General features: G+C 40.1%; 24 protein-coding genes. 23 read left to right on the top strand and 1 reads right to left on the bottom strand.

Annotation, left to right across the window (positions count from 1 at the left end; genetic code table 11):
- Positions 1 to 235: 235 nt before the first annotated feature.
- The 8 genes from ccdA2 (at position 236) to HT717_RS09190 (ending at position 6,800) form a co-directional block, all read left to right on the top strand.
- Positions 236 to 943: a thiol-disulfide oxidoreductase-associated membrane protein CcdA2 gene (ccdA2, locus tag HT717_RS09230; RefSeq protein WP_049539670.1), complete on the top strand. Its 708-nt coding sequence runs from the start codon at positions 236 to 238 to the stop codon at positions 941 to 943.
- A gap of 11 nt (positions 944 to 954) precedes the next feature.
- Positions 955 to 1,521 (top strand): thiol-disulfide oxidoreductase-associated lipoprotein SdbB, encoded by a 567-nt coding sequence (gene sdbB / locus HT717_RS09225; RefSeq protein ID WP_049539669.1) that lies wholly within the window; start codon positions 955 to 957, stop codon positions 1,519 to 1,521.
- Positions 1,522 to 1,642: 121 nt separating this feature from the next.
- Complete coding sequence (locus tag HT717_RS09220; protein ID WP_049539668.1) at positions 1,643 to 3,034, top strand: amino acid permease; 1,392 nt, start codon at positions 1,643 to 1,645, stop codon at positions 3,032 to 3,034.
- A 298-nt stretch (positions 3,035 to 3,332) separates the two neighbouring features.
- Complete coding sequence (locus HT717_RS09210; protein WP_173305106.1) at positions 3,333 to 3,977, top strand: YesL family protein; 645 nt, start codon at positions 3,333 to 3,335, stop codon at positions 3,975 to 3,977.
- 173 nt (positions 3,978 to 4,150) lie between these two features.
- Positions 4,151 to 5,068 (top strand): dihydrodipicolinate synthase family protein, encoded by a 918-nt coding sequence (locus tag HT717_RS09205; protein ID WP_173305104.1) that lies wholly within the window; start codon positions 4,151 to 4,153, stop codon positions 5,066 to 5,068.
- A gap of 17 nt (positions 5,069 to 5,085) precedes the next feature.
- Entirely contained in the window at positions 5,086 to 5,982 is an 897-nt protein-coding gene (locus HT717_RS09200) for an ROK family protein (protein ID WP_173305102.1), read from the top strand.
- Between the two features lie 190 nt (positions 5,983 to 6,172).
- The gene (locus HT717_RS09195; RefSeq protein WP_000951984.1) at positions 6,173 to 6,460 is read left to right on the top strand and encodes a hypothetical protein; all 288 of its coding nucleotides are present in this window, start codon (positions 6,173 to 6,175) and stop codon (positions 6,458 to 6,460) included.
- Positions 6,450 to 6,800 (top strand): type II toxin-antitoxin system RelE/ParE family toxin, encoded by a 351-nt coding sequence (locus tag HT717_RS09190; protein ID WP_173305100.1) that lies wholly within the window; start codon positions 6,450 to 6,452, stop codon positions 6,798 to 6,800. Before HT717_RS09195 ends, HT717_RS09190 begins: the two co-directional genes overlap by 11 nt.
- 61 nt (positions 6,801 to 6,861) lie before the next feature.
- Here HT717_RS09190 and HT717_RS09185 read toward each other — a convergent pair whose 3' ends face one another.
- The gene (locus HT717_RS09185) at positions 6,862 to 7,713 is read right to left on the bottom strand and encodes a MurR/RpiR family transcriptional regulator (protein WP_173305098.1); all 852 of its coding nucleotides are present in this window, start codon (positions 7,711 to 7,713) and stop codon (positions 6,862 to 6,864) included.
- 306 nt (positions 7,714 to 8,019) lie between these two features.
- Here HT717_RS09185 and pbp2b point away from each other — a divergent pair, with 306 nt between their 5' ends.
- From pbp2b to HT717_RS09110, 15 genes are all read left to right on the top strand, one after another.
- Positions 8,020 to 10,077 carry a penicillin-binding protein 2B gene (pbp2b, locus tag HT717_RS09180; protein ID WP_173305095.1) on the top strand — a complete coding sequence of 686 codons (2,058 nt, stop codon included), beginning with the start codon at positions 8,020 to 8,022 and terminating at the stop codon, positions 10,075 to 10,077.
- Positions 10,078 to 10,087: 10 nt separating this feature from the next.
- Positions 10,088 to 10,684, top strand: coding sequence for a recombination mediator RecR (gene recR / locus HT717_RS09175; protein WP_000966748.1), 597 nt, complete (start codon positions 10,088 to 10,090; stop codon positions 10,682 to 10,684).
- A 175-nt stretch (positions 10,685 to 10,859) separates the two neighbouring features.
- Entirely contained in the window at positions 10,860 to 11,903 is a 1,044-nt protein-coding gene (locus tag HT717_RS09170; RefSeq protein ID WP_173305093.1) for a D-alanine--D-alanine ligase, read from the top strand.
- 84 nt (positions 11,904 to 11,987) lie between these two features.
- On the top strand, positions 11,988 to 13,361 hold the full coding sequence (murF, locus tag HT717_RS09165) for a UDP-N-acetylmuramoyl-tripeptide--D-alanyl-D-alanine ligase (protein WP_173305091.1): 1,374 nt from the start codon (positions 11,988 to 11,990) through the stop codon (positions 13,359 to 13,361).
- On the top strand, positions 13,348 to 13,959 hold the full coding sequence (locus tag HT717_RS09160; protein ID WP_173305089.1) for an NUDIX hydrolase: 612 nt from the start codon (positions 13,348 to 13,350) through the stop codon (positions 13,957 to 13,959). The genes murF and HT717_RS09160 overlap by 14 nt, the downstream gene beginning before the upstream one ends.
- A 90-nt stretch (positions 13,960 to 14,049) precedes the next feature.
- On the top strand, positions 14,050 to 14,754 hold the full coding sequence (locus tag HT717_RS09155) for a TIGR02206 family membrane protein (protein ID WP_173305088.1): 705 nt from the start codon (positions 14,050 to 14,052) through the stop codon (positions 14,752 to 14,754).
- A 219-nt stretch (positions 14,755 to 14,973) separates the two neighbouring features.
- A complete protein-coding gene (ftsA, locus tag HT717_RS09150; protein WP_173305086.1) occupies positions 14,974 to 16,347 on the top strand; it encodes a cell division protein FtsA in 1,374 nt (457 codons plus the stop codon).
- Positions 16,348 to 16,363: 16 nt separating this feature from the next.
- A complete protein-coding gene (gene ftsZ, locus HT717_RS09145) occupies positions 16,364 to 17,623 on the top strand; it encodes a cell division protein FtsZ (RefSeq protein WP_000144288.1) in 1,260 nt (419 codons plus the stop codon).
- Between the two features lie 4 nt (positions 17,624 to 17,627).
- Positions 17,628 to 18,299 carry a YggS family pyridoxal phosphate-dependent enzyme gene (locus HT717_RS09140; RefSeq protein WP_173305084.1) on the top strand — a complete coding sequence of 224 codons (672 nt, stop codon included), beginning with the start codon at positions 17,628 to 17,630 and terminating at the stop codon, positions 18,297 to 18,299.
- A 9-nt stretch (positions 18,300 to 18,308) separates the two neighbouring features.
- On the top strand, positions 18,309 to 18,854 hold the full coding sequence (locus tag HT717_RS09135) for a cell division protein SepF (protein WP_049524530.1): 546 nt from the start codon (positions 18,309 to 18,311) through the stop codon (positions 18,852 to 18,854).
- Positions 18,854 to 19,117, top strand: a complete 264-nt coding sequence (locus HT717_RS09130; protein WP_173305082.1) for a YggT family protein — start codon at positions 18,854 to 18,856, stop codon at positions 19,115 to 19,117. The genes HT717_RS09135 and HT717_RS09130 overlap by 1 nt, the downstream gene beginning before the upstream one ends.
- A complete protein-coding gene (locus HT717_RS09125) occupies positions 19,114 to 19,899 on the top strand; it encodes an RNA-binding protein (RefSeq protein ID WP_049524528.1) in 786 nt (261 codons plus the stop codon). Before HT717_RS09130 ends, HT717_RS09125 begins: the two co-directional genes overlap by 4 nt.
- An 8-nt stretch (positions 19,900 to 19,907) precedes the next feature.
- The gene (locus tag HT717_RS09120) at positions 19,908 to 20,789 is read left to right on the top strand and encodes a DivIVA domain-containing protein (RefSeq protein WP_173305080.1); all 882 of its coding nucleotides are present in this window, start codon (positions 19,908 to 19,910) and stop codon (positions 20,787 to 20,789) included.
- Between the two features lie 252 nt (positions 20,790 to 21,041).
- Positions 21,042 to 23,834 carry an isoleucine--tRNA ligase gene (gene ileS / locus HT717_RS09115; protein WP_173305078.1) on the top strand — a complete coding sequence of 931 codons (2,793 nt, stop codon included), beginning with the start codon at positions 21,042 to 21,044 and terminating at the stop codon, positions 23,832 to 23,834.
- A 145-nt stretch (positions 23,835 to 23,979) separates the two neighbouring features.
- Positions 23,980 to 24,672, top strand: coding sequence for a phosphoglycerate mutase (locus HT717_RS09110; protein WP_000240129.1), 693 nt, complete (start codon positions 23,980 to 23,982; stop codon positions 24,670 to 24,672).
- Positions 24,673 to 24,716 lie beyond the last annotated feature (44 nt).

The raw sequence follows: 24,716 nt of genomic DNA, 5'->3' as shown, positions 1-24,716 counted from the left end.
CTACAAATATTATAGAGCCAATTTTTTCTTTTATCTATAGTGAAATGAAAAAACTGAACAACTTGATTGAGAAATTCAAATCAATTTCTAACAATGTTTTAGAAAACATAGTGTACTATTAAAGAGTTTGTTTCACATAATATAATGACAAAAACAGTTAACCGTAGCAAACTTGATACAAATTTTAATATTTATAGTACAATAGGTTTAAATTCTTAAGAAAGTTGGTTCTTTATTGGAAACGCTAGTATTTTCAATCTCAGTTTTTTTAGCAGGGGTCTTGTCTTTCTTTTCCCCGTGTATTTTTCCTCTGTTACCAGTTTATACTGGAATTTTGCTGGATGATCAAGAAAGTGCAAAAAGCTTTTCTTTATTTGGTAGAAAAGTTGCTTGGTCAGGTTTGATTCGAACGCTTTGCTTTATCGCAGGTATTTCACTCATTTTCTTTATTCTAGGATTTGGAGCTGGTTACTTTGGTAATATTCTCTATGCCAATTGGTTTCGCTATACCATGGGTACGATTATTATCATTTTAGGCCTTCACCAGATGGAAATTTTTCATTTTAAGAAATTAGAGGTTCAAAAAAGCTTAACTTTTAAGAAATCAGAAGCCAATCGTTATTGGTCAGCCTTTTTACTCGGTATTACCTTTAGCTTCGGTTGGACGCCTTGTATTGGTCCAGTTTTGAGTTCTGTTTTAGCGCTTGCGGCTTCTGGTGGTAATGGTGCTTGGCAAGGAGCCATATATACTCTTATTTACACTCTGGGGATGGCTATTCCTTTCTTGGTCTTGGCTCTAGCTTCAGGTGTAGTAATGCCTTATTTTAGTAAAATCAAACGTCATATGATGCTACTGAAGAAAATTGGTGGTTTCCTTATTATTTTAATGGGAATTTTGTTACTATTAGGACAAGTAAATGTTCTAGCTGGAATTTTTGAATAAAGGAGAAAAAGATGAAAAAAATAATGTTTGCTGGTTTAAGCCTTTTGTCATTAGTTGTATTGATGGCCTGTGGTGAGGAAGAAACTAAAAAAACTCAATCTCCACAACAAGCCCCAAAACAGCAGCAACAAACGCCTGTACAACAAATTGCTGTTGGAAAAGAAGCTCCAGACTTCACCTTGCAATCTATGGATGGTAAAGAAGTTAAGTTATCTGATTATAAGGGTAAAAAAGTCTACTTGAAATTTTGGGCTTCATGGTGTGGTCCATGTAAGAAAAGTATGCCTGAGTTGATGGAATTAGCTGCGAAACCAGATCGCGATTTCGAAATTCTTAGTGTCATTGCACCAGGAATTCAAGGTGAAAAAACTGTTGAGCAATTCCCACAATGGTTCCAAGATCAAGGTTATAAGGATATTCCCGTTCTTTATGATACTAAAGCAACTACCTTCCAAGCTTATCAAATTCGAAGCATTCCTACAGAATACCTAATTGATAGCCAAGGCAAGATTGGAAAGATTCAATTTGGTGTTATCAGCAATGCGGATGCGGAAGCAGCCTTTAAAGAAATGAACTAGAATCGATAAAAATCTGATTACAATATGTAGTCAGATTTTTTTAGAAAAACATTTTATAAATATTCACAAATATCCTATATTTATGGTAAAATAGAATCATCATTTTATTTGGAGAAGAAAGATGAATATATTTAGAACAAAGAATGTTAGTTTGGATAAAACAGAGATGCACAGGCATTTGAAGTTATGGGATTTGATTTTGCTGGGTATCGGAGCCATGGTTGGTACAGGTGTTTTTACAATTACAGGTACTGCAGCTGCAACGCTTGCTGGTCCAGCCCTAGTGATTTCAATCGTCATTTCTGCCTTGTGTGTGGGATTATCAGCCCTCTTTTTTGCAGAATTTGCTTCGCGAGTACCTGCTACAGGTGGTGCCTACAGCTATCTCTATGCTATATTAGGAGAATTCCCTGCTTGGTTGGCTGGTTGGTTAACCATGATGGAGTTCATGACAGCCATATCAGGCGTAGCTTCGGGGTGGGCAGCTTATTTTAAAGGCTTGCTCTCTCAATACGGGATAGCCCTTCCTCAGGCTTTAAATGGGACCTTTAATCCTCAAGCAGGGACATTTGTTGATTTATTGCCTATTCTTGTCTTGGTCTTGGTGACCTCACTTGTTTTACTCAATGCTAAAGCAGCCTTACGCTTTAATTCAATTCTAGTTATTTTGAAATTTTCCGCTTTGGCTCTCTTTGTTTTAGTAGGAATCTGGCATATCAAACTTGATAACTGGAGTAATTTTGCTCCGTATGGTTTTGGACAAATCTATGGTGCTAGTACTGGTATTATGGCTGGTGCATCCTTGATGTTCTTCGGTTTTTTGGGATTTGAATCCATCTCTATGGCTGTAGATGAAGTCAAGACTCCTCAAAAAAATATTCCTAGAGGGATTGTCTTATCGCTTTCAATCGTAACTATTCTCTATGCCTTGGTGACGCTTGTCTTGACTGGTGTGGTTCACTATAGTCATCTAAATGTCGACGATGCCGTTGCCTTTGCTCTTCGTAGCATTGGAATTAGTTGGGCAGCCAACTATGTGTCATTGGTGGCTATCTTGACCTTGATTACGGTTTGTATCTCGATGACCTATGCCCTATCGCGTATGATTTACAGTTTAGCGCGTGATGGCTTAATGCCTGCTGTATTTAAAGAACTAACAAAGACAAGTAAGGTACCCAAAAATGCTACTATTTTAACAGGTCTAGCTTCAGCAGTAGCAGCAGGAATATTCCCACTAGCCAGTATCGCAGCCTTCTTAAACATTTGTACCTTGGCCTACTTGATGATGCTTGCTTACGGCTTGATTCGTTTACGGAAAGAAAAAGGAATGCCCAAAGCGGGCGAATTTAAAACACCATTTGTACCTTTGTTACCGATTTTATCAATCATCATTTGTTTATCCTTTATGTTGCAGTATAATATGGAAACTTGGATTGCTTTCCTAGTTGCGTTGTTAGTAGGAAGTATTATTTACTTCACTTATGGCTATAAGCATTCTACCATAGAAGAATAATACTCTTCGAAAATCTCTTCAAACCACGTCAGCTTTGCCTTGCCGTATGTATTGTTACTGACTTCGTCAGTTTCATCTACAACCTCAAAAACATGTTTTGAGCTGACTTCGTCAGTCTTATCTACAACCTCAAAACAGTGTTTTGAGCAACCTACGGCTAGCTTCCTAATTTGCTCTTTGATTTTCATTGAGTATTATTGAACACTTTTGAAAATTGAGTTTAAGAGTTGAATCTTATCAATTGATAAATCGGAGTGATTTAGCAAGTGATATAAATTAAATTATAGGAGGAGCAAACATGTCACAAAAAGGAAGAAGTCTCATCACGGCTGCATTTGATACAGATAATTTTCTAATGCGAATTAGTGAGAAGGTTTTAGATATTGTAACAGTCAATCTTCTCTTTGTAGTAACTTGTTTGCCAATCGTAACGATTGGGGTAGCCAAAATTAGTCTCTATCAGACGATGTTTGAAGTCAAGCAAAGTAGACGTGTTCCAGTTTTTAGAACCTATCTAAGAGTTTTTAGGCAAAATCTGAAATTAGGTCTTCAGCTGGGTTTAATGGAGTTAGGAATTGTGTTTCTTACCCTTTCAGATCTTTATCTTTTTTGGGGTCAAACAGCTCTGCCCTTCCAATTGCTGAAAGCTATTTGTTTAGGTATTCTAATTTTCCTTACCATTGTGATGTTGGCTAGTTACCCTATCGCGGCACGTTATGACCTATCTTGGAAAGAAATTCTTCAAAAAGGATTGATGTTGGCTAGTTTTAATGCTCCTTGGTTTATCTTGATGATCGCAATTATCTTTTTGATTTTGATGATTCTATATCTATCAGCCTTTACCCTCCTATTGGGAGGATCAGCTTTTATTCTCTTTGGTTTTGGACTTCTTGCTTTTTTACAAGTAGGAGTGATGGAAAAGCTATTTGCTAAGTATGAGTAAGGGTTGCAATTATTTCTGAAACTACTTTCAAACGCTTCAAACGCTATTCTATAAGCGAGAAACTAAAATCTAAGTGACTACAAGATATTGAAAGCCTTTTCAGTAAAGTGTATACTAAAGAAGTAAAGAAAGAATCTGCTTTAGCAGAAAATAAAAATAATAGGAGAAAATCTATGTCAGATTTGAAAAAATACGAAGGTGTCATTCCAGCCTTCTACGCATGTTATGATGAACAAGGAGAAGTAAGTCCAGAACGTACGCGTTCCTTGGTTCAATACTTTATTGATAAAGGTGTTCAAGGTCTTTATGTCAATGGTTCTTCTGGTGAATGTATCTACCAAAGTGTTGAAGACCGCAAGTTAATTTTGGAAGAAGTTATGGCGGTTGCCAAAGGTAAATTGACCATTATCGCTCACGTTGCTTGCAATAATACTAAAGATAGTATGGAACTAGCTCGCCATGCAGAAAGCTTGGGTGTAGATGCCATTGCGACGATTCCACCAATTTACTTCCGCTTGCCAGAATACTCAGTTGCTAAATACTGGAATGATATCAGCTCTGCAGCTCCAAACACAGACTACGTCATCTACAACATTCCTCAATTGGCAGGAGTTGCTTTGACTCCAAGTCTTTATACTGAAATGTTGAAAAATCCTCGTGTTATTGGTGTGAAGAACTCTTCTATGCCAGTTCAAGACATTCAAACCTTTGTGAGCCTTGGTGGAGAAGACCATATCGTCTTTAATGGTCCAGATGAGCAGTTCCTAGGAGGACGCCTCATGGGTGCTAAGGCTGGTATCGGTGGTACTTATGGTGCTATGCCAGAACTTTTCTTGAAACTCAATCAGTTGATTGCTGACAAAGACTTGGAAACAGCGCGTGAATTGCAGTATGCAATCAACGCAATCATTGGCAAATTAACTGCTGCACATGGAAATATGTACGGTGTCATTAAGGAAGTCTTGAAGATTAATGAAGGCTTGAATATTGGTTCTGTTCGTTCACCATTGACACCAGTAACTGAAGAAGATCGTCCAGTTGTAGAAGCAGCTGCAGCCTTGATTCGTGAAACCAAGGAGCGCTTCCTCTAATCTATAAGGAGGTATTTATGACACACTACGTTGCAATTGATATCGGTGGAACCAACATCAAATATGGTTTGATTGACCAAGAAGGCCAACTGGTTGAATCGCATGAAATGCCAACAGAGGCATATAAGGGTGGCCCTCATATCTTACAAAAGACCAAAGATATCGTAGCTAGCTATTTAGAAAAAGGCCCAGTAGCAGGTGTTGCCATTTCTTCTGCAGGAATGGTGGATCCAGACAAGGGTGAGATCTTCTATGCAGGACCTCAAATTCCTAACTACGCAGGCACCCAGTTCAAAAAGGAAATCGAGACTAGCTTTAATATTCCTTGTGAGATTGAAAATGATGTCAACTGTGCAGGTCTTGCTGAGGCAGTATCTGGTTCAGGCAAGGGAGCGAGTGTCACACTTTGCTTGACCATTGGAACAGGTATCGGAGGTTGCTTGATTATGGATGGAAAAGTTTTCCATGGTTTTAGCAATTCAGCCTGTGAAGTTGGTTATATGCATATGCAGGATGGAGCATTCCAAGATTTGGCCTCTACGACAGCCTTGGTGGAGTATGTAGCAGCAGCTCATGGCGACTCAGTTGACCAGTGGAATGGCCGACGCATCTTTAAGGAAGCCACTGAAGGCAACAAGATTTGTATGGCTGGTATTGACCGCATGGTAGATTATCTAGGAAAAGGTCTGGCAAATATTTGCTACGTTGCCAATCCAGAAGTGGTCATTCTCGGTGGCGGTATCATGGGGCAAGAAGCTATTCTCAAGCCTAAAATTCGAAAAGCTTTGAAAGAAGCTCTAGTACCAAGCCTAGCTGAAAAAACACGATTAGAATTTGCCCATCATCAAAATACAGCAGGTATGTTGGGTGCTTATTATCATTTTATACTCAATGAAAATCAAAGAGCAAACTAGGAAGTTAGCCGTAGGCAGTACTTGAGTACGACAAGGCGAAGCTGACGTGGTTTGAATTTGATTTTCGAAGAGTATCAAGACAAAACAATCCTAGTTTGGCTAGACCAAACTAGGATTTTCTAATCAAGTTCCCTTGACTTTCTTTATAATTGTGAGATAATAAAGAAAATATATAAAGGAATTATATAAAATGGCTATAGCGAATTCAAATAAAATTGTGACCTTCCAAGCTAATAGAGAATTGGTAAATGATGCCATGGAAGTGTTAAAAGAACAAAATCTCTCTCTTTCATCGGCACTCAGATTATTTTTAAAGAATGTTGCCGTAACAAATGAAGTAGATTTACTGAGTGAAGAGGAATTAGAGAAGGAGTATTTGTTTAGACAATTACAAGCAGAAGTTCAAGAAAGTTATGCCAAGATTGAGGCTGGAAATTACTTGACAGACGAGGATGTTGTGACACGCTATGGATTATAAAAAGTATAGGATTTTGTATTCTCCTAGAGTGATTGATAGTCTGGATAAAATATATCAGTATATATCAGAGGAAATCGGTTCTGTAGAGGCTGCGAGACGAAAAGTAGCGAGTATCAGAAAAGACATTAATCGTCTAGAAATTTTCCCCCAAGCTGGATTTGATGCCGATGAAAAATTTGGTAAGAAATTAGACCCTAGCTACCAAACGCGAGGATTGACCTTGAGTAAGGATTATATTGTATTATATACAATTGTTGAGGATACGGTCAGACTTGCTTATTTACTCCCTTCAAAAAGCGATTATATGAAGTTATTTAAGACCAAGTCAAGATATGACTAATTCATAATCTAGAAGAGGTCTGTTTAGTGATGAATAAAAATCCTAGTTTGGCTAGACCAAACTAGGATTTTCTTATACGTTTTTGTCTACGATATCCATTGAGTTTTTTATTTTCCCAATAGCTGTTAAAGATTTTCTCCTTGCTTTCGCGATTGATTTCCAAAAAGTAGGCATAAATCAAATCGATAAAGAAGAGCATAGGAAGTTGAGCGGATATTCGTTGGATATAGGAAGGCTGGCTGTGGGTGGCTACAAGAACAGTCTCTGTGTAGGCCTGACTATCTTTATTGGGAACACTTGAAAAGAGTACAGTCTTTGCCCCCATCTCCTTAGCATCTAATAAACTGTCTAAAATAGAGGGAGTTGTGCCAGAAAGTGAGAAACCAAGTACGAGACAATTTTCGTCCATAATACTGGTTGTCCAGGCAAAGCCGTCTTGATCGGTCAAGGCCTCGCAGACCACACCCAGACGCATGAAGCGCAATTTCATTTCACGAGCGACAAGGCCAGAACTCCCTGTTCCGAAGAAGTAGACACGCTCAGCATCTTCGATTAATTGGGCAATTCGTTCTAGTTGGACTTCGTCAATCAAGTCTTGTGTTTGTTCCCTCATATTGCTATAGCTTCTGAGGACTCGTTTGGTCAGTGGACTGTGCTTGGAGACTTGGTTAGCTTGATTTTCTGCCTGATGTTGGTATTGGAAAATGAATTCTCGGTAGCCAGTAAAGCCACACTTTTTAGCAAAGCGAGTTAGTGCAGCCTGAGAGATATGTAATTTTTGAGTGACTTGTTGAGAAGATAAATCATCTGTAATCGTTTCAGCTTGCAAAAAATAGCGAGCGATTTCTTGCTCTAGGTCTGTCATTTCTTCAAAATGTGAATCAATGACAGTTGCGATATCTGGTTTGTCCATAGGGAAGGCTCCTTTAAATGAGTCGTGTTGGAAAAAGGCTAGATTATTGAACTTTTACATTCATTATAACATATAATATAGGGATGAATAAATAAAAACGTATCTTGCCGTAAAAACGAAAAAAGCTTCTTTCTTTTCCATAATTTTCTGCTCAAATTGTGGTACAATTAAGAGTAAGATTTTAATTATACTCTTCGAAAATCCAATTCAAACTACGTCAGCTTTATCGGCAACCTCAAAGCTGTACTTTGAGCAGCCTGCGGCTAGCTTCCTAGTTTGCTCTTTGATTTTCATTGAGTATTAGAAATGAGACTGATTTGTATGAGAAAATTTAACAGCCATTCGATTCCGATTCGGCTTAATTTATTGTTTTCAATCGTCATTTTACTCTTTATGACCATTATTGGTCGTTTGTTGTATATGCAGGTTTTGAACAAGGATTTTTACGAAAAAAAGCTAGCCTCAGCTAGTCAGACCAAGGTCACAACCAGTTCTGCCCGTGGGGAAATTTATGATGCTAGTGGAAAACCTTTGGTAGAAAATACGTTAAAGCAGGTTGTTTCCTTTACGCGTAGTAATAAAATGACGGCTAAAGATCTGAAAGAAATCGCTAGTCAGTTGCTGGGATATGTGAGCATCAGTTCGCCAAATTTGACAGAACGTCAGCTAGCAGATTACTATTTAGCTGATCCTGAAATCTATAAAAAAACAGTGGAGGCTCTCCCAAGTGAGAAGCGCTTGGATTCAGATGGCAATCGTTTGTCCGAATCAGAACTGTATAACAATGCGGTCGATAGTGTCCAAACGAGTCAACTAAACTATACAGAGGATGAAAAGAAAGAAATCTATCTTTTTAGTCAGTTAAATGCCGTTGGAAACTTTGCGACAGGAACCATTGTGACAGATGCCTTGACAGATACCCAGATTGCTCTGATTGCCTCTGCTTCGAAACAATTACCCGGCGTCAGTATCTCAACTTCGTGGGATCGAAAAGTTCTAGAGACTTCCCTTTCTTCTATAGTAGGTAGTGTATCGAGTGAAAAAGCTGGTCTCCCAGCAGAAGAAGCAGATGCTTATCTTAAAAAAGGTTACTCTCTAAATGACCGTGTTGGGACTTCTTACCTAGAAAAGCAATACGAGGAAACCTTGCAAGGTAAACGCTCGGTGAAGGAAATTCATCTAGACAAGTACGGTAATATGGAAAGTGTCGAAAATATCGAAGATGGTACCAAAGGGAATAATATTAAACTGACCATTGATTTGGCCTTTCAAGATAGCGTGGATGCCTTGCTGAAAAGTTATTTCAATTCAGAGTTGGGAAATGGTGGAGCCAAGTATTCTGAAGGTGTCTATGCAGTCGCCCTTAACCCAAAAACAGGTGCTGTTTTGTCTATGTCAGGGATTAAACAGGACTTGAAAACGGGAGAGTTGACGCCTGATTCCTTGGGAACGGTAACCAATGTCTTTGTTCCAGGTTCGGTTGTCAAGGCGGCGACCATCAGCTCAGGTTGGGAAAATGGAGTCTTGTCAGGAAACCAGACCTTGACAGACCAGTCCATTGTCTTCCAAGGTTCAGCTCCAATTAATTCTTGGTATACTGCCTTTTCTGTGCCAATGCCGATTACAGCGGTTCAGGCTCTAGAGTATTCATCCAATGCTTATATGGTCCAAACAGCCTTAGGTCTTATGGGGCAAACCTATCAACCAAATATGTTTGTCGGAACCAGCAATCTAGAGTCTGCTATGGGGAAATTGCGTTCAACCTTTGGCGAATATGGCTTGGGGTCTGCGACCGGGATTGACCTACCATATGAATCTACTGGATTTATTCCCAAAGAGTATAACTTTGCCAATTTCATCACCAATGCCTTTGGGCAGTTTGATAACTATACGCCGATGCAGTTGGCTCAGTATGTAGCAACTATTGCAAATGATGGTGTTCGTGTGGCTCCTCGTATTGTTGAAGGCATTTATGGAAATAATGATAAGGGAGGACTGGGCGACTTGATTCAGCAACTGCAACCGACAGAGATGAATAAGGTCAATATATCCGACTCCGATATGAGTGTCTTGCACCAAGGTTTTTATCAGGTTGCTCATGGGACTAGTGGATTGACAACTGGACGTGCCTTTTCAAATGGTGCCTTGGTATCCATTAGCGGAAAAACGGGTACAGCCGAAAGCTATGTGGCAGATGGTCAGCAAGCAACCAATACCAATGCGGTAGCCTATGCCCCATCTGATAATCCCCAAATCGCTGTTGCAGTAGTCTTTCCTCATAATACCAATCTAACAAATGGTGTAGGACCTTCCATTGCGCGTGACATTATCAATCTGTATCAAAAATACCATCCGATGAACTAGAAAGGAAATTATGCTTTATCCAACACCCATTGCCAAGCTGATTGACAGTTATTCTAAGTTACCAGGTATCGGGATTAAGACGGCTACGCGTCTGGCCTTTTATACCATTGGCATGTCTGATGACGACGTCAATGAATTTGCAAAAAATCTCCTTTCTGCTAAGAGAGAGCTGACCTATTGTTCCATCTGTGGTCGCTTGACCGATGATGATCCATGCTCCATCTGTACCGATCCAAGTCGTGACCAGACAACGATTTTGGTGCTAGAGGATAGTCGTGATGTGGCGGCCATGGAAAATATCCAAGAATATCATGGACTTTATCATGTTTTGCATGGCCTGATTTCCCCCATGAATGGCATCAGCCCAGATGATATCAATCTCAAGAGCCTCATGACTCGTCTCATGGATAGTGAGGTTTCAGAAGTCATCGTAGCAACCAATGCCACGGCAGATGGGGAAGCGACTTCCATGTATCTTTCACGCTTACTCAAGCCAGCTGGTATTAAGGTTACGCGTCTGGCACGAGGTCTTGCTGTGGGGGCAGATATCGAGTATGCGGACGAAGTTACACTCTTACGAGCCATTGAAAATCGGACAGAGCTGTAAGTCTAGATAAATTAATAAACTAAATTCATTTATACAAAAAATCAAGGAGATCGATATTTGTTTTATCGGTCTCTTTTTAGATTACTTTAAGACCAGTATCGGGTTCAAGTTTCAAAAAAGAAGCAAATATGATATACTAAAGAGCGAGTATTCTAGTAGAATTAGGACAAGTAATATGAAACAAACGATTATTCTTTTATACGGTGGACGGAGTGCAGAGCGTGAAGTCTCTGTCCTTTCAGCAGAAAGTGTCATGCGTGCGGTTAACTATGATCGTTTCGCAGTCAAGACTTTCTTTATCAGTCAGTCAGGTGACTTTATCAAAACGCAGGAATTTAGTCAGACTCCAGGTCAAGAGGACCGTCTCATGACCAATGAAACTATTGATTGGGATAAGAAAATTGCTCCAAGTGCTATCTATGAAGAAGGGGCAGTTGTCTTTCCAGTTCTTCACGGTCCGATGGGAGAAGATGGTTCTGTTCAAGGCTTCCTCGAAGTTTTGAAAATGCCTTATGTTGGTTGCAATATTTTGTCATCCAGTCTTGCCATGGACAAAATCACGACCAAGCGTGTGTTAGAATCTGCTGGCATTGCTCAAGTTCCTTATGTGGCTATCGTTGAAGGTGATGATATGACTTCTAAAATCGCTGAAGTGGAAGAAAAATTGACTTATCCAGTCTTCACTAAGCCGTCAAACATGGGTTCAAGTGTCGGTATTTCTAAATCTGAAAATCAAGAAGAACTCCGTCAGGCTTTGGAACTTGCCTTTCAATATGACAGTCGTGTTTTGGTAGAGCAAGGGGTCAATGCCCGTGAAATCGAGGTTGGACTCTTGGGAAACTACGATGTCAAAAGTACGCTACCAGGAGAAGTAGTCAAGGATGTTGCCTTTTATGACTACGATGCCAAGTATATTGACAACAAGATTACCATGGATATCCCAGCTAAAATCAGTGATGATGTGATAGCTGTCATGCGTCAAAATGCAGAAACGGCCTTCCGTGCCATTGGTGGTTTAGGCTTATCTCGTTGTGATTTCTTTTATACAGATAAGGGAGAAATCTTCCTAAATGAGCTCAATACCATGCCAGGTTTCACCCAGTGGTCAATGTATCCATTACTTTGGGACAATATGGGAATCAGCTACCCAGACCTAATCGAGCGTTTGGTTGACCTTGCCAAGGAAAGTTTTGACAAGCGCGAAGCGCATTTGCTATAAAAATGAAAGAAGGGGTAGGAGCCAGAACCATCACTACAAGGTGACTAGAGTTCTCGGGCTCCGACCCTTTTTAAAGGAGTAGAAATGAAATTAACTATCCACGAAGTTGCCCAAGCTGTTGGGGTGAAAAATGATGTCAGCATCTTTGAGGACATCCAGTTGGAAAAGGCTGAGTTTGACAGTCGTTTGATTGAGGAAGGGGACTTGTTTGTGCCCCTCAAAGGTGCGCGTGATGGCCATGACTTTATCGAAACAGCCTTTGAAAATGGTGCTGCTGTAACCCTGTCTGAGAAAGAAATCGCAAATCACCCCTACATTCTAGTAGACGACGTTTTGGCTGCCTTTCAATCACTAGCTGCCTACTATCTTGAGAAAACAGCTGTTGATGTCTTTGCTGTAACGGGTTCAAATGGTAAGACGACGACCAAGGATATGTTGGCGCATTTACTGTCAACAAGATACAAGACCTACAAAACACAAGGAAACTACAATAATGAGATTGGTCTTCCCTACACAGTTCTCCATATGCCTGAAGGGACAGAAAAGTTAGTCTTGGAGATGGGGCAGGATCACTTGGGAGATATTCATCTCTTGTCAGAATTGGCTCATCCTAAGACAGCCGTCGTGACCTTGGTTGGAGAAGCACATTTGGCCTTTTTCAAAGACCGTTCGGAAATCGCTAAAGGGAAAATGCAAATTGTAGATGGTATGGCTTCGGGTTCTTTGCTTTTGGCACCAGCTGACTCTATTGTAGAGGACTACTTGCCAGCTGATAAAAAGGTGGTTCGTTTTGGGCAAGGAGCAGAGCTGGAAATAACAGACTTGATTGAGCGCAAGGATAGTCTGACATTTAAGGCTAATTTTTTGGAACAAGCTCTTGATTTGCCAGTGACTGGCAAGTACAATGCCACTAATGCTATGATTGCGTCCTATGTTGCCCTGCAAGAAGGAGTTTCAGAGGAGAAAATTCGTCAGGCCTTCCAAAATCTTGAATTGACGCGTAACCGTACCGAGTGGAAGAAAGCAGCCAATGGAGCAGATATTCTGTCTGACGTATATAATGCTAATCCAACTGCTATGAAGTTAATTTTGGAAACATTCTCTGCCATTCCAGCCAATGAAGGGGGCAAGAAAATCGCTGTCTTAGCAGATATGAGGGAATTAGGTGACCAGTCAGTCCAACTCCATAACCAGATGATTCTGAGCCTCTCGCCAGATGTACTGGATACCGTGATTTTCTATGGAGCAGATATCGCAGAATTGGCCCAACTTGCCAGTCAAATGTTCCCAATCGGACACGTTTATTACTTCAAGAAAACAGAAGACCAAGACCAATTTGAAGACCTAGTTAAGCAGGTCAAAGAAAGCCTTGGGGCTCATGACCAAATCCTGCTCAAAGGCTCTAACTCTATGAATCTAGCCAAGTTGGTAGAAAGTTTAGAAAATGAAGACAAGTGATTTTGTCAAGTATTTGCAAAGAATGATTGCCATTACAGATACTGGATTAACCTTTACAAAAGATCCGTTTGACCGTGAGCGCTACGAAGACTTGCGAGGCCTTTTATCTGAAATGTTGAATCAAGCATCAGACCTTGATGCCGAAGAAGTGGCAGAAGTCTTGAAGCCAACTTCTGCTTATGCGACTCCGTTAATGGACGTCCGTGCTTGGATTGTTGAGGACGAAAAGATTTGTCTGGTTAGGGGACAAGGAGAGGATAGTTGGGCTTTGCCAGGTGGCTTTGGTGAGGTTGGCTATTCTCCAACAGAAAATATTCTCAAGGAAATTGAAGAAGAAACCGGTTTTAAAGCCAAAGTTGAACGACTACTAGCTGTTTTTGATACCAATCGTTTCCAACTACGGAGCAAACAATATGCAAAGTTTGTTTTTGAATGTAAGTTTCTCGATGGACAATTTCAAGAAAATCAAGAAATCGCTGACCTTCAATTTTTTGCCATTGACCAGCTGCCGAACTTATCTGAAAAACGCATTACCAAGGAGCAAATAGAGCTTCTTTGGCAGGTTTATCAAGGTCAGAGGGAACAATATCTTGACTAAAAAGATGATTATCGTATTTCTAAATTCATTTTTCTCAAGTAGCATGGTATAATAAAATGCAGGAAAATTTTGAATCATGAGGAAGACTAGATGAATTTATGGGATATTTTCTTTACGACCCAAGCAACAGAACCACCCAAATTTGACCTTTTTTGGTATGTCAGTATATTTACACTCTTGGCCTTGACCTTTTATACAGCCTATCGTTATCGTGAGAAGAAGGTTTACCAACGATTTTTCCAGATTTTACAGGCAGTTCAGTTAATCCTTCTCTATGGTTGGTACTGGGTCAATCATATGCCACTGTCAGAAAGCTTACCCTTTTACCATTGTCGTATGGCCATGTTTGTGGTACTCTTGCTTCCTGGTCAGTCCAAATATCGGCAGTATTTTGCATTGCTAGGGACATTCGGAACATTAGCAGCCTTTGTTTATCCAGTGCCAGATGCCTATCCTTTCCCCCATATTGCCATCTTGTCCTTTATCTTTGGGCACTTAGCTCTCTTGGGGAACTCTCTAGTTTATCTCTTGAGACAGTACAATGCGCGATTACTGGATGTGAAGGGAATTTTTCTCATGACCTTTGCCCTAAATGCCTTGATTTTGGTGGTCAATTTGGTAACAGGTGGTGATTACGGATTCTTGACAAAACCGCCATTGGTTGGAGATCACGGCTTAGTAGCTAATTATTTAATCGTTTCCCTAGCCTTGTCAGCGGCGATTACGTTGACAAAGAAAATCTTGGAACTATTTTTAGAACAAGAAGCAGAAAAAATGATTGCAAAGAAAGCTTAGAAATGAGCTTTCTTTTTTGTACAATAGACAGATTGTTGACAAAGTTTACAGTGAATGAATTTCTGAACAGAAAAACAAAAAAATTGGCTAGTAAATTTAGGAAAAAACTGAGCACGATGAGATTTTTTGTGTTATAATATTCTGTGAATAGCTATGCCCACGTTTAGCTATTGAATATTACGAAGTTAGAAACTTGGAAGATAGAGAGGATGCGATGTAATGGCTAGAGAAGGCTTTTTTACAGGTCTAGATATTGGAACAAGCTCTGTCAAGGTGCTTGTAGCCGAGCAGAGAAATGGTGAATTAAATGTAATTGGTGTGAGTAATGCCAAAAGTAAAGGTGTAAAGGATGGAATTATTGTTGATATTGATGCAGCAGCAACTGCTATCAAATCGGCAATTTCCCAAGCTGAAGAAAAAGCAGGCATTTCAATTAAATCGGTGAATGTTGGTTTGCCAGCTAATCTCTTACAGGTGGAACCAACTCAAGGAATGATTCCAGTTACATCTGATACAAAAGAAATTACAGACCAAGATGTCGAAAATGTTGTCAAATCAGCTTTGACAAAGAGTATGACACCAGATCGTGAAGTCATTACTTTTATTCCAGAAGAATTTATCGTAGATGGTTTCCAAGGTATTCGTGACCCGCGTGGCATGATGGGTGTTCGTCTTGAAATGCGTGGTTTGCTTTACACAGGTCCACGTACTATTCTTCACAATTTACGTAAGACAGTTGAGCGTGCAGGTGTTCAGGTTGAAAATATTATTATTTCACCATTGGCTTTGGTTCGTTCAGTCTTGAACGAAGGAGAGCGTGAATTTGGAGCTACTGTGATTGATATGGGAGCAGGTCAAACAACTGTTGCTACAATCCGTAACCAAGAACTCCAGTTCACCAATATTCTCCAAGAAGGTGGAGATTATGTAACTAAGGATATCTCTAAAGTCTTGAAGACATCACAGAAACTAGCTGAAGGTTTGAAATTAAACTATGGAGAGGCTTATCCTCCTCTCGCAAGTAAAGAAACATTCCAAGTCGAAGTGATTGGGGAAGTAGAACCTGTTGAAGTAACAGAAAATTACTTGTCAGAGATTATTTCTGCACGAATTAAGCATATTTTTGAACAAATCAAACAAGACTTAGACAGAAGACATTTATTGGATCTTCCTGGTGGCATTGTTTTGATTGGTGGAACGGCTATTTTACCGGGTATTGTGGAGCTTGCTCAAGAAGTCTTTGGTGTTCGTGTGAAACTCTATGTTCCAAATCAAGTTGGAATTCGTAATCCGGCTTTTGCGCATGTGATTAGTCTTTCAGAATTCGCAGGACAATTGACAGAAGTACATCTCTTGGCTCAACGAGCAGTCAAGGGTGATGAAGGCTTATTCCAACAACCGCTGAGTTTTGGGGGAATGATTCAGAAAACAGCTCAGTTTGTTCAATCAACTACTGTTCAACCAGCTCCCACTCCAGAAGTAGAACCTGTAGCTCCTGCAGAACAAGTTACAGATTTTCAACAGACTTCACAAAATAAACCGAAATTAGCAGATCGTTTCCGTGGCTTGATCGGAAGCATGTTTGACGAATAAAGAGGAAAAATAAATTATGACATTTTCATTTGATACAGCTGCTGCTCAAGGTGCAGTGATTAAAGTAATTGGTGTCGGTGGAGGTGGTGGCAATGCCATCAACCGTATGGTCGACGAAGGTGTTACAGGCGTAGAATTTATCGCAGCAAATACAGATGTGCAAGCATTGAGCAGTACAAAAGCTGAGACTGTTATTCAGTTGGGACCTAAATTGACTCGTGGTTTAGGTGCAGGAGGTCAACCTGAGGTTGGTCGTAAGGCTGCTGAAGAAAGCGAAGAAACACTGACGGAAGCTATCAGTGGTGCAGATATGGTCTTCATCACTGCTGGTATGGGAGGAGGCTCTGGAACTGGAGCTGCTCCTGTTATTGCTCGTATCGCTAAAGATTTAGGTGCTCTTACAGTTGGTGTTGTAACACGTCCGTTTGGTTTTGAAGGAAGCAAACGTGGACAATTTGCTGTAGAAGGAATCAATCAACTTCGTGAGCATGTAGATACTCTATTGATCATCTCAAACAACAACTTGCTTGAAATTGTTGATAAGAAGACACCGCTTTTGGAGGCTCTTAGCGAAGCAGATAACGTTCTTCGTCAAGGTGTTCAAGGAATTACCGATTTGATTACCAATCCAGGATTGATTAACCTTGATTTTGCCGATGTGAAAACGGTAATGGCAAATAAAGGGAATGCTCTTATGGGTATTGGTATCGGTAGTGGAGAAGAACGTGTTGTTGAAGCAGCACGTAAGGCAATTTACTCTCCACTTCTTGAAACAACAATTGATGGAGCAGAAGATGTGATTGTCAACGTAACTGGTGGTCTTGACTTAACCTTGATTGAGGCAGAAGAGGCTTCACAAATTGTGAACCAAGCAGCAGGACAAGGAGTAAACATCTGGCTCGGTACTTCAATTGATGAAAGTATGCGTGATGAGATTCGTGTAACAGTTGTTGCAACGGGTGTTCGTCAAGACCGCGTAGAAAAGGTTGTGACTCCACAAGCTAGACCTACTACCAACTACCGTGAGACAGTGAGACCAGCTCATTCACATGGATTTGATCGTCATTTTGATATGGCAGAAACGGCTGAATTGCCAAAACAAAATCAACGTCGCTCGGAACAAACTCAAGGATCTGCTTTTGGTGATTGGGATTTACGTCGCGAGACAATTGTTCGTCCGACTGATTCAGTAGTGTCACCGGTAGAACGTTTTGAAATTCCAAATTCACAAGATGAAGATGAGTTGGATACACCTCCATTTTTCAAAAATCGTTAAGTAAATGAATGTAAAAGAAAATACAGAACGTGTTTTTCGAGAAGTCGCAGAAGCAAGTCTGAGAGCTCATCGCGAGAGTGGCTCAGTCTCTGTCATTGCAGTTACCAAGTATGTAGATGTACCGACAGCGGAAGCCTTGCTTCCGCTAGGGGGTCATCATATCGGTGAAAATCGTGTAGATAAGTTTCTAGAGAAATATCAAGCTTTAAAAGATCGAGATGTGACTTGGCATTTGATTGGTACCTTACAAAGACGTAAGGTAAAAGATGTCATTCAATACGTTGATTATTTCCACGCATTGGACTCAGTAAAGCTAGCAGAGGAAATTCAAAAAAGAAGCGACAGAGTCATCAAGTGTTTCCTTCAAGTAAATATTTCTAACGAAGAAAGTAAACACGGCTTTTCGAGAGAGGAACTGCTGGAAGTCTTGCCAGAGTTAGCCAAACTAGATAAGATTGAATATGTTGGTTTGATGACAATGGCACCTTTTGAGGCTAGCAGTGAGCAGTTGAAAGAAATTTTTAAGGCGACCCAAGATTTACAAAAAGAAATCCAAGAAAAACAAATTCCAAATATGCCTATGGCCGAGTTAAGTATGGGAATGAGTCGTGATTATAAAGAAGCGATTCAATTCGGTTCCACCTTTGTTCGCATAGGTACAGCATTTTTTAAGTAGGAGAGAACCATGTCTTTAAAAGATAGATTCGATAGATTTATAGATTATTTTACGGAGGATGAGGATTTAAGTCTCCCTAATGAAAAACGAGATGAGCCCATTTTGACTCCAGTAAATTCTACACAGGACAAGGCTCTTTCAACAAATCAAACACCACGTACAAGCACAACTAGTACAAAAGAAACTAATATTACTAGACTTCATGCACGTCAACAAGAGTTAGCCAAGCAAAGTCAGCATTCTACTGAAAAAGTAACAATCGATGTTCGTTATCCTAGAAAATATGAAGATGCGATAGAAATTGTTGATTTATTAGCAGGAAACGAAAGTATTTTGATTGATTTTCAATATATGACTGAAGTGCAAGCTCGTCGTTGTTTAGATTATCTGGATGGAGCTTGCCATGTTCTAGCTGGAAATTTGAAAAAGGTAGCTTCTACCATGTACCTGTTGACACCATTGAATGTTATTGTAAATGTTGAAGATATTCGTTTACCAGATGAAGATCAACAGGGTGAGTTTGATTTTGATATGAGACGAAATAGAGTACGATAATGATTTTTTTAATTCGTCTGATTTATAATGCAGTGGATATTTACTCCCTGATTTTGGTAGCCTTTGCTGTCATGTCTTGGTTTCCAGGCGCCTACGAATCAAGTTTAGGTCGTTGGATTGTAGCATTGGTAAAACCAGTGCTTGTTCCTTTGCAACGCCTGCCTCTACAGATAGCAGGTCTTGATTTATCTGTTTGGCTTGCGATCGTTTTGGTTCGATTTTTAGGGGAAAACTTAGTGCGTTTTCTTGCAATGATAATATGAATAGAGGTATTTACCAGCATTTTTCTATAGAAGATCGGCCATTTCTTGACAAGGGAATGGAATGGATTAAGAAGGTAGAAGATAGCTATGCGCCTTTTTTAACTCCTTTTATCAATCCTCATCAAGAGAAGTTATTGAAGATTTTAGCCAAAACCTATGGCCTTGCTTGTAGCAGTAGTGGGGAATTCGTCTCAAGTGAGTATGTTCGAGTTTTATTATACCCAGATTATTTCCAGCCAGAGTTTTCAGATTTTGAAATGTCTCTCCAGGAAATTGTGTATTCCAATAAATTTGAACACTTAACGCATGCTAAGATTTTAGGGACAGTCATCAATCAATTAGGGATTGAACGGAAACTTTTTGGAGATATCCTAGTAGATGAAGAACGGGCGCAGATTATGATTAATCATCAATTTCTTCTTCTCTTTCAAGATGGATTAAAGAAAATTGGTCGTATACCCGTTTCGCTGGAGGAACGTCCTTTCACCGAGAAAATAGATAAGTTGGAACAGTATAGAGAGCTGGATTTATGCGTGTCTAGTTTTAGATTAGATGTTCTTTTATCAAATGTTTTAAAACTATCTAGAAATCAAGCAAACCAGTTGATTAACAAGAAACTTGTCCAAGTAAATTATCATATGGTAGATAAATCAGATTATACTGTTCAAGTTGGAGACTTGATTAGTGTGAGAAAATTTGGGCGTTTGAGGTTGCTTCAAGATAAGGGACAAACTAAAAAAGAGAAGAAAAAAATAACAGTCCAGTTGTTATTAAGTAAGTGAGGAAAAATATGCCAATTACATCGTTAGAAATCAAAGATAAAACCTTTAGCACACGATTTAGAGGTTTTGATCCAGAAGAAGTAGATGAATTTTTAGATATTGTAGTTCGTGATTATGAAGATTTAGTTCGTTCTAATCACGATAAGGATTTACATATTAAAAATTTGGAAGAGCGTTTATCTTACTTTGATGAGATGAAAGATTCATTGAGCCAGTCTGTATTGATTGCCCAAGATACAGCTGAGAGAGTAAAACAAACAGCACACGATCGTTCAAATAATATTATTCATCAAGCTGAACAGGATGCACATCGATTATTGGAAGAGGCAAAATACAAGGCAAATGAAATTCTTCGTCAGGCAGCTGATAATGCTAAGAAGGTTGCTGTTGAAACAGAAGAATTGAAGAACAAGAGCCGTGTCTTCCATCAACGTCTAAAATCTACCATTGAGAGCCAGTTGGCTATCGTTGAATCTTCAGATTGGGAAGATATTCTTCGTCCAACAGCTACTTATCTTCAAACTAGTGATGAAGCCTTTAAAGAAGTTGTTAGCGAAGTACTTGGAGAACCGATTCCAGCTCCAATTGAAGAAGAACCAATTGATATGACACGTCAATTTTCTCCAGAAGAAATGACAGAGTTACAAGCCCGTATTGAGGCAGCCAATAAAGAATTGGCTGAATTTGAAGCTCAGGCTAAACAGGAAGTGGAAAATTCAACTCCTGTAGTGAGTCCTCAAATTGAAGAAGAGCCTGTTCATCCAGTTGGTCCAATGTATGAAGAGCCAGAAGTAGCTCCAAGCCATTACTCAGGACCAACACCAGCTACTGAAGCTGTAAACTCAGAACCAGGATTTGAAGCGCCGCAAGAATCCGTTACAATTTTATAAGAAATAATGTGAGAACAATATCTTATCCTTATATTTCCAGCGAGCAGGAGATGGTGTGAGTCCTGCATTCCCTAATGATAAGATTATCCTCTCAAACAATCAAATCTGAATCTAGTAAGATTTGACGTTCCCCACGTTACGGGATAAGAGGGAGAAAGACTAGTTCTTTTTCCGAACAAAGGTGGTACCACGATTTTCGTCCTTTTTGGAAGTCGTGGTTTTTAATTTGTTATTATTTATAAAGGAGATACCATGAAACTCAAAGATACCCTTAATCTTGGGAAAACATCTTTCCCAATGCGTGCAGGCCTTCCGACCAAAGAGCCAGTTTGGCAAAAGGAATGGGAAGATGCAAAACTTTACCAACGTCGTCAAGAATTGAACCAAGGAAAACCTCATTTCACTTTGCATGATGGCCCTCCATACGCAAACGGAAATATCCACGTTGGACATGCTATGAATAAGATTTCAAAAGATATCATTGTTCGCTCAAAATCTATGTCAGGTTTTTACGCACCATTTATCCCAGGTTGGGATACTCACGGTCTGCCAATCGAGCAAGTTTTAGCAAAACAAGGTGTCAAACGTAAAGAAATGGACTTGGTTGAGTACTTGAAGCTTTGCCGTGAATATGCTCTTTCTCAAGTAGATAAACAACGTGAAGACTTTAAACGTTTGGGGGTTTCTGGTGACTGGGAAAATCCATATGTGACTTTGACTCCTGACTATGAAGCAGCCCAAATCCGTGTATTTGGTGAGATGGCTAATAAAGGTTATATCTACCGTGGTGCCAAGCCAGTTTACTGGTCATGGTCATCTGAGTCTGCCCTTGCTGAAGCGGAGATTGAATACCATGACTTGCTTTCAACATCTCTTTACTATGCCAATAAGGTAAAAGATGGCAAAGGTGTTCTAGATACAGATACTTACATCGTTGTCTGGACAACTACCCCATTCACCATCACAGCTTCTCGTGGTTTAACTGTTGGTGCAGATATTGAGTACGTTTTGGTTCAACCTGCTGGTGAAGCTCGTAAGTTTGTGGTTGCTGCAGAATTGTTGACTAGCTTGTCTGAGAAATTTTGCTGGGTTGATGTTCAAGTGTTGGTAACTTACCGTGGTCAAGAACTCAACCACATCGTAACAGAACACCCATGGGATACAGCTGTAGATGAATTGGTTATCCTTGGTGACCACGTTACGACTGACTCTGGTACAGGTATCGTCCATACAGCCCCTGGTTTTGGTGAGGACGACTACAATGTTGGTATTGCTAATGGTCTTGAAGTCGCAGTCACTGTTGACGAGCGTGGTATCATGACGGCGAATGCTGGTGCTGAATTTGAAGGCCAGTTCTACGACAAGGTTGTACCAACTGTGATTGAAAAACTTGGTAACTCTCTTCTTGCCCAAGAAGAAATCTCTCACTCATATCCATTTGACTGGCGTACTAAGAAACCAATCATCTGGCGTGCAGTTCCACAATGGTTTGCCTCAGTTTCTAAATTCCGCCAAGAAATCTTGGATGAAATTGAAAAAGTGAAATTCCACTCAGAATGGGGTAAAGTCCGTCTTTACAATATGATTCGTGACCGTGGCGACTGGGTTATCTCTCGTCAACGTGCTTGGGGTGTTCCACTTCCAATCTTCTACGCTGAAGACGGTACAGCTATCATGACAGCTGATACTATCGAACATGTGGCTCAACTCTTTGAAGTACATGGTTCAAGCATTTGGTGGGAACGTGATGCCAAAGACCTCTTGCCAGAAGGATTTACACATCCAGGTTCTCCAAATGGGGAGTTCAAGAAAGAAACAGATATTATGGATGTATGGTTTGACTCAGGTTCATCATGGAATGGAGTTGTTGTAAACCGTCCAGAGTTGACTTACCCAGCAGACCTTTACCTAGAAGGTTCTGACCAATACCGTGGTTGGTTCAACTCTTCACTCATCACATCTGTTGCCAACCATGGCGTAGCACCTTACAAACAAATCTTGTCACAAGGTTTTGCCCTTGATGGTAAAGGTGAGAAGATGTCTAAATCTCTTGGAAATACCATTGCTCCAAGCGATGTTGAAAAACAATTTGGTGCAGAAATCTTGCGTCTATGGGTAACTAGTGTGGACTCAAGCAACGATGTGCGTATCTCTATGGATATCTTGAGCCAAGTCTCTGAAACTTACCGTAAGATCCGTAACACTCTTCGTTTCTTGATTGCTAACACATCTGACTTTAACCCAGCTGAGGATGCGGTAGCTTACGAAGAACTACGTTCAGTTGATAAGTACATGACGATTCGCTTTAACCAGCTTGTGAAAACGATTCGTGATGCTTACGCAAACTTTGAATTCTTGACAATTTACAAGGCCTTGGTGAACTTTATCAACGTTGACTTGTCAGCCTTTTACCTTGATTTTGCTAAGGACGTTGTTTATATCGAAGGTGCTAAATCACTGGAACGTCGTCAAATGCAGACTGTTTTCTATGATATTCTTGTGAAAATCACCAAACTCTTGACACCAATCCTTCCTCACACTGCGGAAGAAATCTGGTCATATCTTGAGTTTGAAGCTGAAGACTTCGTTCAATTGTCAGAATTGCCAGAAGCAGAAACTTTTGCTAATCAAGAAGAAATCTTGGATACATGGGCAGCCTTCATGGACTTCCGTGGACAAGCTCAAAAAGCCTTGGAAGAAGCTCGTAATGCAAAAGTAATCGGTAAATCACTTGAAGCTCACTTGACAGTTTATCCAAATGAAGTGGTGAAAACTCTACTCGAAGCAGTAAACAGCAATGTAGCTCAACTTTTGATCGTGTCTGAATTGACTATCGCAGAAGGACCAGCTCCAGAATCTGCCGTTAGTTTCGAAGATGTAGCCTTTACAGTTGAACGTGCTGCAGGCCAAGTATGTGACCGTTGCCGTCGTATCGACCCAACAACAGCAGAACGTAGCTACCACGCAGTCATCTGTGACCACTGTGCAAGCATCGTAGAAGAAAACTTTGCGGATGCAGTCGCAGAAGGATTTGAAGCGAAATAAGGTTGTTGTATGATACTAAGAAGGAAAAGGACTGCCAAACAGTCCTTTCCTTTTTGGTTTTGACTAGCTTTTTTGTGAAAAATTGTGTAAAATAGAATAGATAAACGAGGGAAAACCTCGGAAAATTTAAAGGAGAATCCATCTAATGGTAAAATTGGTTTTTGCTCGCCACGGTGAGTCTGAATGGAACAAAGCTAACCTTTTCACTGGTTGGGCTGATGTTGATTTGTCTGAAAAAGGTACACAACAAGCGATTGACGCTGGTAAATTGATCAAAGAAGCTGGTATCGAATTTGACCAAGCTTACACTTCAGTATTGAAACGTGCGATTAAAACAACTAACTTGGCTCTTGAAGCTTCTGACCAATTGTGGGTTCCAGTTGAAAAATCATGGCGCTTGAACGAACGTCACTACGGTGGTTTGACTGGTAAAAACAAAGCTGAAGCTGCAGAACAATTTGGTGATGAGCAAGTTCACATCTGGCGTCGTTCATACGATGTATTGCCTCCAAACATGGATCGTGATGATGAGCACTCAGCTCACACAGACCGTCGTTACGCTTCACTTGACGACTCAGTTATTCCAGATGCTGAAAACTTGAAAGTGACTTTGGAACGTGCCCTTCCTTTCTGGGAAGATAAAATCGCTCCAGCTCTTAAAGATGGTAAAAACGTATTCGTAGGAGCTCACGGTAACTCAATCCGTGCCCTTGTAAAACACATCAAAGGTTTGTCAGATGACGAAATCATGGACGTGGAAATCCCTAACTTCCCACCATTGGTATTCGAATTCGACGAAAAATTGAACGTAGTTTCTGAATACTACCTTGGAAAATAAAAAATTGTAAGTCTAGAATTAATTTCGGCTCTTTGTCAACTGTA

Source organism: Streptococcus sp. 959 (assembly GCF_013277075.1).
GTDB lineage: Bacteria > Bacillota > Bacilli > Lactobacillales > Streptococcaceae > Streptococcus > Streptococcus pseudopneumoniae_C.
The sequence above is the reverse complement of the archived record's forward strand: the minus strand, read 5'-3'. Positions and strand labels throughout refer to the sequence as shown.

Bases quoted from the DNA above. Each gene is read 5' to 3' on its own strand.
- ftsZ (WP_000144288.1), top strand. From the start codon at position 16,364: ATGACATTTTCATTTGATACAGCTGCTGCTCAAGGTGCAGTGATTAAA.
- HT717_RS09130 (WP_173305082.1), top strand. From the start codon at position 18,854: ATGATTTTTTTAATTCGTCTGATTTATAATGCAGTGGATATTTACTCC.
- HT717_RS09190 (WP_173305100.1), top strand. From the start codon at position 6,450: ATGGATTATAAAAAGTATAGGATTTTGTATTCTCCTAGAGTGATTGAT.
- HT717_RS09200 (WP_173305102.1), top strand. From the start codon at position 5,086: ATGACACACTACGTTGCAATTGATATCGGTGGAACCAACATCAAATAT.
- ftsA (WP_173305086.1), top strand. From the start codon at position 14,974: ATGGCTAGAGAAGGCTTTTTTACAGGTCTAGATATTGGAACAAGCTCT.
- HT717_RS09220 (WP_049539668.1), top strand. From the start codon at position 1,643: ATGAATATATTTAGAACAAAGAATGTTAGTTTGGATAAAACAGAGATG.
- HT717_RS09155 (WP_173305088.1), top strand. From the start codon at position 14,050: ATGAATTTATGGGATATTTTCTTTACGACCCAAGCAACAGAACCACCC.
- HT717_RS09205 (WP_173305104.1), top strand. From the start codon at position 4,151: ATGTCAGATTTGAAAAAATACGAAGGTGTCATTCCAGCCTTCTACGCA.
- HT717_RS09110 (WP_000240129.1), top strand. From the start codon at position 23,980: ATGGTAAAATTGGTTTTTGCTCGCCACGGTGAGTCTGAATGGAACAAA.
- pbp2b (WP_173305095.1), top strand. From the start codon at position 8,020: ATGAGACTGATTTGTATGAGAAAATTTAACAGCCATTCGATTCCGATT.
- HT717_RS09135 (WP_049524530.1), top strand. From the start codon at position 18,309: ATGTCTTTAAAAGATAGATTCGATAGATTTATAGATTATTTTACGGAG.
- sdbB (WP_049539669.1), top strand. From the start codon at position 955: ATGAAAAAAATAATGTTTGCTGGTTTAAGCCTTTTGTCATTAGTTGTA.
- ileS (WP_173305078.1), top strand. From the start codon at position 21,042: ATGAAACTCAAAGATACCCTTAATCTTGGGAAAACATCTTTCCCAATG.
- HT717_RS09160 (WP_173305089.1), top strand. From the start codon at position 13,348: ATGAAGACAAGTGATTTTGTCAAGTATTTGCAAAGAATGATTGCCATT.
- HT717_RS09125 (WP_049524528.1), top strand. From the start codon at position 19,114: ATGAATAGAGGTATTTACCAGCATTTTTCTATAGAAGATCGGCCATTT.
- murF (WP_173305091.1), top strand. From the start codon at position 11,988: ATGAAATTAACTATCCACGAAGTTGCCCAAGCTGTTGGGGTGAAAAAT.
- HT717_RS09195 (WP_000951984.1), top strand. From the start codon at position 6,173: ATGGCTATAGCGAATTCAAATAAAATTGTGACCTTCCAAGCTAATAGA.
- HT717_RS09120 (WP_173305080.1), top strand. From the start codon at position 19,908: ATGCCAATTACATCGTTAGAAATCAAAGATAAAACCTTTAGCACACGA.
- HT717_RS09210 (WP_173305106.1), top strand. From the start codon at position 3,333: ATGTCACAAAAAGGAAGAAGTCTCATCACGGCTGCATTTGATACAGAT.
- HT717_RS09185 (WP_173305098.1), bottom strand. From the start codon at position 7,713: ATGGACAAACCAGATATCGCAACTGTCATTGATTCACATTTTGAAGAA.
- HT717_RS09140 (WP_173305084.1), top strand. From the start codon at position 17,628: ATGAATGTAAAAGAAAATACAGAACGTGTTTTTCGAGAAGTCGCAGAA.
- HT717_RS09170 (WP_173305093.1), top strand. From the start codon at position 10,860: ATGAAACAAACGATTATTCTTTTATACGGTGGACGGAGTGCAGAGCGT.
- recR (WP_000966748.1), top strand. From the start codon at position 10,088: ATGCTTTATCCAACACCCATTGCCAAGCTGATTGACAGTTATTCTAAG.